At 65.7% G+C, this 7,087-nt stretch carries 9 protein-coding genes; 8 read left to right on the top strand and 1 reads right to left on the bottom strand.

The genetic code is table 11. The features are described 5' to 3' along the window. The first annotated feature begins 2 nt into the window (after positions 1 to 2). From HNS03_RS17370 to HNS03_RS17400, 7 genes are all read left to right on the top strand, one after another. On the top strand, positions 3 to 422 hold the full coding sequence (locus tag HNS03_RS17370) for an EVE domain-containing protein (protein ID WP_367197105.1): 420 nt from the start codon (positions 3 to 5) through the stop codon (positions 420 to 422). Then, positions 395 to 1,111 carry a methyltransferase gene (locus HNS03_RS17375; RefSeq protein ID WP_367197107.1) on the top strand — a complete coding sequence of 239 codons (717 nt, stop codon included), beginning with the start codon at positions 395 to 397 and terminating at the stop codon, positions 1,109 to 1,111. Before HNS03_RS17370 ends, HNS03_RS17375 begins: the two co-directional genes overlap by 28 nt. Before the next feature lie 65 nt (positions 1,112 to 1,176). After that, positions 1,177 to 2,313: a L,D-transpeptidase gene (locus HNS03_RS17380; RefSeq protein ID WP_367197108.1), complete on the top strand. Its 1,137-nt coding sequence runs from the start codon at positions 1,177 to 1,179 to the stop codon at positions 2,311 to 2,313. Between the two features lie 214 nt (positions 2,314 to 2,527). After that, the gene (gene pdxY, locus HNS03_RS17385) at positions 2,528 to 3,391 is read left to right on the top strand and encodes a pyridoxal kinase (RefSeq protein ID WP_367197109.1); all 864 of its coding nucleotides are present in this window, start codon (positions 2,528 to 2,530) and stop codon (positions 3,389 to 3,391) included. A gap of 3 nt (positions 3,392 to 3,394) precedes the next feature. Then, positions 3,395 to 4,129, top strand: coding sequence for a DUF429 domain-containing protein (locus HNS03_RS17390; RefSeq protein WP_367197111.1), 735 nt, complete (start codon positions 3,395 to 3,397; stop codon positions 4,127 to 4,129). An 83-nt stretch (positions 4,130 to 4,212) separates the two neighbouring features. Then, a complete protein-coding gene (locus HNS03_RS17395) occupies positions 4,213 to 4,521 on the top strand; it encodes a DUF1778 domain-containing protein (protein ID WP_367197113.1) in 309 nt (102 codons plus the stop codon). Further along, entirely contained in the window at positions 4,518 to 5,078 is a 561-nt protein-coding gene (locus HNS03_RS17400) for a GNAT family N-acetyltransferase (protein ID WP_367197115.1), read from the top strand. The genes HNS03_RS17395 and HNS03_RS17400 overlap by 4 nt, the downstream gene beginning before the upstream one ends. An 18-nt stretch (positions 5,079 to 5,096) precedes the next feature. On the opposite strand, the gene HNS03_RS17405 is transcribed toward HNS03_RS17400, so the two are convergent. Next, positions 5,097 to 5,831 carry a L,D-transpeptidase gene (locus HNS03_RS17405; protein WP_367197117.1) on the bottom strand — a complete coding sequence of 245 codons (735 nt, stop codon included), beginning with the start codon at positions 5,829 to 5,831 and terminating at the stop codon, positions 5,097 to 5,099. A gap of 207 nt (positions 5,832 to 6,038) precedes the next feature. Between HNS03_RS17405 and HNS03_RS17410 the strand changes: the two genes are divergently transcribed. After that, the gene (locus HNS03_RS17410) at positions 6,039 to 6,947 is read left to right on the top strand and encodes a DMT family transporter (RefSeq protein WP_367197119.1); all 909 of its coding nucleotides are present in this window, start codon (positions 6,039 to 6,041) and stop codon (positions 6,945 to 6,947) included. Positions 6,948 to 7,087 lie beyond the last annotated feature (140 nt).

Here is a 7,087-nt window from a genome sequence, read left to right on the forward strand (position 1 = left end):
CAATGGCATACTGGCTGTTCAAGTCGGAGCCCGGGGCCTGGTCGTGGGACGACCAGGTCAAGACCGGCAAGGCCGGACAGGAATGGGACGGCGTGCGCAACCACCTGGCCAAGAAGCAGATGCAGGCCATGAAGGTGGGCGATCTCGGCTTCTTCTATCACTCCGTCAACGAGAAGCAGATCGTCGGCATCGTGAAGGTGATCGCCGAAGCGCATCCCGATTCCACCGACGGGACCGGCACTTGGTACTGCGTCGATATCGCGGCGGTAAAACCGCTGAAGACGCCCGTGACGCTTGATATGGTGAAATCCACACCCGAGCTTTCCGAGATGGCCCTCGTAAAGAACTCGCGGCTCTCCGTGCAGCCGGTGACCGAGGCCGAATGGGAGCGCGTATGCGCGATGGGCGGCGTGAAGGCTTAACCTCAGACCTCCCTGCGGACGGCGACGCCGGGCCGAAGCGCCGGCGCGCCTTCATCCTGGCCCACACCCGACTTTTGACGCCGCCGCACGTGCCGGAAATCCGGCTGCATCTTGCCGACGAAGCGACCGAGCTCTGGGAGCGCACCGAAGAGGAGCTCCAGGAAATCGGCCTGCCGCCACCCTTCTGGGCCTTTGCCTGGGCCGGCGGCCAAGCGCTGGCCCGCTACATCCTCGATCGGCCGGAGCTGGTGGCCGGCAAACGCGTGCTCGACTTCGCCAGCGGCTCGGGCCTGGTCGCGATCGCCGCCGCCAAGGCCGGGGCTGCGACGGTCGTCGCCACGGAAATCGACGCCTTCGCCATTGATGCGATCGCGCTCAATGCCGCCGAAAACGCCGTAACCGTCGAGGTCCGCCACGCCGATGTCCTGGCCGCTCCGCCTTCGGACGCGGATCTCCTGCTCGCCGGAGACGTGTTCTACGAAAAGCCCATGTCCGAGGCCGTCATCGCCTGGCTCGACACGGCGTATCGGGCCGGCGCCAACGTTCTGATCGGCGACCCCGGCCGCTCCTACCTTCCGCGAGATCGGCTGCAAGCCCTCGCCGACTACCGGGTGGAAGTCACCCGCGCCCTGGAAGACAGCGAGATCAAGCACACCACGGTCTGGCGGCTCGCAGCGCCCGGCGCATAGAGCATTTCCAGGAAAAGCGGAGCGGCTCGAAACCCGGCGTTAACCAAACCACACGAAAGAAGAGGATGGGACTATCCGCCGCCCAGGACCGACAGGTCCGGCAGGATCATCCCTTGGCGGGCTCCGATGCTGCGTCCGCCCTTTTCGCTTTCATCGTTTGGCTTCGCGGGACGGATCAGGACGTCCGTCCGCTCCGGGAGACCCTCGTCGTGATCGACCGCCGCCTGTTTTTGAGCACGCTTGCCGCCTCCGCCGCCGGAGGCTTGATCCTGTCGCGCACAACGATCGCGCAGGACATCGCCGACATGAAGCCGGGCGACTATTTCTGGGATCCCGACCGGGCACCGGACGGCCTCGTCGTGGTGGTCGTCTCGATCCCGGAGCAGAAGACCTATGTCTACCGCGACGGCGTGCTGATCGGGGTCTCGACCTCCTCGACCGGACGGCAGGGCTACGAAACGCCGACGGGCGTGTTCACGATCCTGCAGAAGGACAAGGTCCACCACTCCGACAAATATAACAACGCCTCGATGCCCTACACGGAACGGCTGACCTGGTCGGGTGTCGCGCTGCATGCCGGCAACCTGCCCGGCTACCCGACCTCCCACGGCTGCATCCACCTGCCGCTCGCCTTCTCCAAGGATCTGTTCGGAATCACCCAGCTCGGCACCCCGGTGATCGTCGCCGACAGCCATTCCGGCCCCTCCGATCTGCTCGATCCCGGCCTTCTCTTGCCTGAGGACGGCGACAGCGAAGCCCTCGCCAAGACCATCATGACCGACGGCGACAAGGCCGATCCGGATGCCGCTCCCGCCTCGGCCGCGGCCGTCCCGGCCTCGGTGATCGCCTCCGCCGCCGACCAGAAGATCTACGTGATGGAAAACGGCGAACTCACCTTCGAAGGCCCGATTTCCTTCAAGGACGGCCCGCCGATCGGCAGCACCGTCTATCTCATGAAGGCCACCTCGCCCGGTGCGTCGGCGACTTGGACCGCCATCCGCTACGAAACCGCCGATGGCAGCGAAGAGCCGGATGTGCCCACCGCTGACCCGCTGCAACGCATCACCGCCGATGCCGATGTGCGCCAGCGGCTAGTCACGCTCTTCACGCCGGGCGCGACCCTGCTGGTCACACAGTATCCAGCCGATCCGGCGACCCGCAGCGACCCAGGCTTCCTGGTTGCCACCCACGCGACTTCCTAAAGCGTTTCCAGGCCAAGCGGAAACCGGCTGGCCATCCGGAAATGCGCAATAGCAATTGGTTCGACCCGTTCGGCGATTCGGTGAAAAGCTGAACGGATCGAAGCGGATTGATCTTCTGCGCGTTCGGGCCGAGAACGGGGCTCTTCGGTCCGAATCGCCTGCGTTGGTCATATTGCGAGTCGGACGCCGGTTATCGGTCTCCCAGGATGAGCGCATGAACCAGGACGCCGCACAGGCCGTCATCGTCGCCACATCGTTCGTCGCCCGGGGCTCGGTGGGGCTGCGCGCGACTGGGTTCGCTCTGGAACGGCTCGGCCATCCCGTTTGGGCGGTGCCGACCGTGTTCCTGCCCTGGCATCCCGGCCATGGCCGCGCCACCCGCAGCGTCCCCGATGCCGGGGGCTTCGCCGCAGGCGTGGAAGAACTTGCCGACAGCCGCTGGCTGGACGAGGTCGGAGCCATCGTGACCGGCTATCTCGGGGCCGCCGATCAGGCGACCGCGCTCGTCCGCCTGGTGGAAACCGCCAAGGCCCGACGACCGGAAATTCTCTATTTTTGCGATCCGGTGATCGGCGACGAGGCCGGTCTCTACGTTCCGGAAGCCACCGCCACGGCGATCCGCGATCGGCTCTTGCCGCTGGCCGATATCGCCACCCCCAACCGCCACGAGCTCGGCTGGCTCACCGGCCAGCCCACCGACAGCGTCGGCGCCGCCCTTGCCGCCGCCCGTGCGCTCGGGCCGGCGCGGGTGCTCGCCACCTCCGTGCCCGCGCTGATGCGCAACTCCGTGGCGATGGTCTACGCCACGCCTCACGGCGCGTTCGCGTCCGAACATCCGCTGGTGGCCCACACCCCACGCGGCGCGGGCGATCTCGCGGCCGGTCTTTTAGCCCACCAGATCCTCGCCGGCGCGAGTGACGAGCTGGCGCTGGAGCGCACGGCGGCCGGCGCGTTCGAGATCGTGGCGCGCTCGGCCAGGGCCGGCGCCGACGAACTTGCGATCGTGGTCGAACAGGGCCGACTTCCCCGACCGATGGCGATGGTGCAGATGCGCCGGCTTGCCGAAGCGAAGGGATGAATTTTGGCGCCGCGGCCGATCGCCGGCGTCGACGGCTGCCGTACCGGTTGGGTCGCGGTCGTCACTGACGCGGACCTGAACGCCTCGCCGATCGTCCATGTGGCCGTCCGCTTCGCCGATCTGCTCGCCCGCCTGCCCGACGACACGATCGTCGCCGTCGATATGCCGATCGGCCTGCCCGAACGGATAGGTCCGGACGGGCGTGGGCCGGAACGCGCCGTGCGTCCGCTGCTCGGCATGCGGCAGTCCTCGGTGTTCTCAGTGCCGTCGCGCAGCGCGGTCTTTGCGCAGAGCTTCCAAGAGGCCTGCGCAATTGCGCGCGCAACGTCCGATCCGCCGAAAGCCGTCTCCAAGCAGTGCTTCTACCTGTTCGACAAGATCCGCGAGATCGATGCGCTTTTAACAGCCGAACCGCTGCTCATCGCTCGGGTGTTCGAGGTCCATCCGGAAGTCGCCTTCTGGCGGCTGAACGGCGAGCAGGCGATGTCCCTGCCGAAGAAAGTCAAAAGCCGGCCGGATCCGCCCGGGCTGGACGAACGCCGCGCGCTTCTGGAGCGTTGCGGTCTACCTACGGCGTTGTTTCAGGCGCCGCTTGCCAAAGGTGTCGGCGCCGACGACCGGCTCGATGCCGCCGCCTGTTGCCTGATCGCCCGGCGGATCGCCACCGGCGCGGCCCGCCCCTTCCCCGATCCACCGGCGCACGATGCGCGTGGATTGCCAATCGCGATCTGGGCGTGACAGCGAAGCACTTGATTGAAATGTACACCTAATCGACGTACATTGAGGTATCTCTGATACACGATGCGCCTTTTGAGGACTTCATGCGCGGCTCCGACGAGCACACCAAAGATATCGGCGAGCGGGCCAGCGAGCGGATGAATTTCCGCGCAAAACCGCACATCAAGCGCACGATTCAACGCGCCGCCGCCCTGGCGGGAATGGACGATTCCGTCTTCACGATGAACGCAGCCTATGCCTCGGCGCTGGAGACGATCGCAGCCCACGAACGCACCATGCTTGCGCCGGTCGACCATGACGCCTTCTTCAAGGCACTGGAGACGCCGCTTGAGCCGACCGACAAGCTTCGTTCGGCCGCACAGCGTCACGCTGCCCGCGTCACCTCCAAGTGACGCAAGCGTCGCGCGCGCAGGTCGTCATTGAGACCCTTGATCCGGCCCGACATGACCGCTCGCGCTTTTCCAGCGGCGTCGCCCAGGTCGATAACTATTTCCGCAAGACGGCGAACAAGCTTGCCACGGCCGGAAACACCCGCGTCTTCGTAATGGCCGGTCCCGACGGCCGTGTGGTCGGCTTCTACGCGCTCAACGCCCATGCCATCGACTACCAAGAGCTTCCGCCGAAATTTGCCCGGAACCGTCCGTCGCACGGCTCGATTCCGGCCGCCTTCCTGTCCATGATCGGCGTCGATCAACGCTTTCAAGGACAGGGCTATGGCGGCGACCTGCTCATCGATGCCCTGTTTCGCGTTCTCGCGATTTCGGAGGACCTGGGGATCGCAGTCTTGGTTCTCGACATCCTCGACGACGGCGACGACCAGGCCGTCGCACGCCGCACGTCTCTCTATGCCGGCTACGGCTTCACGCCACTCCCCAGCCAACGGCACCGCATGTTTTTATCCGTCGCAACGATCCGGAAACTCAAAGAAACCGTCGATCGAGACGTGTAATCGACGGTCCCGCCCCCCTCACTCGTCGGCCTGGAGAGCAGCCTGAACGATGCGGCGGTCGCTTTGGGGGCCGAGCACGATCACCTTGGCGCCGACCGGCACGCGCTCGTAGAGATCGGACACGTCCTCGTTGGTCAGACGGATGCAGCCGGACGAAACCGCCGAGCCAATGGTCCAATCCTCGTTGGTGCCGTGGATGCGGTAGACGGTGGCGCCTAGATAGAGCGCGCGGGCGCCGAGCGGATTCTGCGGTCCACCGGCCATGAACTCCGGCAGGAAGGGTTGGCGGGCGCGCATCTCCGCCGGCGGGCGCCAATCCGGCCATTCCGCCTTGCGGGTGACGCGCTCGACGCCGGCCCAGGTGAAGCCTTCGCGTCCGACACCAATGCCATAGCGAATCGCCTGCCCGCCCGGCTGAACCAGATAGAGATAGCGGCCGGCCGTATCGACGATGACGGTGCCCGGTGCCTCGCTGGTCTCGAAGGGAACGATACGGCGCCGGAACGCCTCGCGGCGACGCTCCTCCATCTCTTCACGGGAGGCCTGGTAGGTGCGCCACTGACTCGAGGACGGGTCATAGTAGCGATATTTCGGTCGCTCCGGCCGTTTGGGCTCCGCCCCAATCGGACGATAGTCGATCCAGCGCTCGTTGCGCGGGTCCCAGACGCGGACCGTTTGCGAACCGGCAAGGACCTCCGACATCGTGAAGACGAGCGTGGCGGCGATCACGAGGAGCGCGACCAGACGGCTCATGGCGGCCTCCATATGGTTGATTGGACGTACGGGCGGACCGCTCCGCCCCGTCGCTCCAGAAAGCCGCCGTTATGGTTAGCATGCGGTTAACGCAGAGCTGGTCCAAGCAATTTGCCCTCTCCGGCCGTTGCCTGTCGGGAAGCGGGATGATTTGGTTGGGCCATCCTCCTTCGGCATCCCCTGCCGATCGCTTCAAGAAGAAGAAGAATGGCTCAAAGCACAGACATCGATAGGGCTGCCAAGCGCGGCCTCGTCACCCAGGCGATGCCGATCGTGTTCGTCGTCCTCTGGTCGACCGGCTATATCGGCTCGAAGTTCGGCGCACCGTACGCCGAACCCTTCACCTTCCTGACCGCCCGCTTCGTGCTCGTGTCGGCGCTGATGGGGCTTGCCATCGTCGTCACGCGGGCGCGCTGGCCCTCCGATCGCACCGCACTGCTGCATTCGGTCGTGATCGGCATGATGATGCACGGCCTCTATCTCGGCGGCGTGTTCTGGGCGATCGCGAACGGCATGCCGGCCGGCGTCTCCGCCTTGATCGTCGCGCTGCAGCCGATCGCCACCGCCATCGGCGCGGCCTTGGTGCTGGGCGAACGGCTTTCCACCCGGACCCTGATCGCCCTGGTGGTCGGCATCGTCGGCGTCGCGCTGGTGCTCGGGCCGCGCTTCACGCTGTCGGCAAGCGGCATCACGCCGGCCACCATCGCCGCCGTGGTGGTCGCGATGATCGCTATTTCCGCCAGCACCATCTACCAGAAGCGCGTCGTCACCGACCTCAATCTCTGGGTCGGAGGGCTGTGCCAATATATGGGCGGCTTTCTGGTCTGCCTGCCGCTTGCGGCCTTCACCGAAACGATGGTGATCGACTGGTCTCCCATCTTCGTTCTGACGCTCGCGTGGCTGGTCGTCGTGCTGTCGATCGGCGCGGTCTCGCTCCTGATGCTGATGATTCGCGCCGGCGCGGTCTCGCGGGTGGCCACCTTGTTCTTCCTGGTGCCGGCCAGCACCGCCCTGATGGGCTTCCTGTTCTTCGGCGAAACGCTGACGATCGTGCAGATCGCCGGCATGGTCGTGACGTCAGTGGCGGTGGCGATCGCCATGCGCGCCAAGGCGTAATTCGAGCGGGATGAGGAAAAGTGGGCACCGGTTTTCCGCCCGCATCCCGCTCTAAGAATGAAAGCGATCAACTTATCCCTTCGGTCCGAAGGGGTTGATCTTGCGGGATGAGGAAAAGTGGGTACCGGTTTTCCGCCCGC

The organism is Amorphus sp. 3PC139-8 (assembly GCF_040750475.1).
Lineage (GTDB): Bacteria > Pseudomonadota > Alphaproteobacteria > Rhizobiales > Amorphaceae > Amorphus.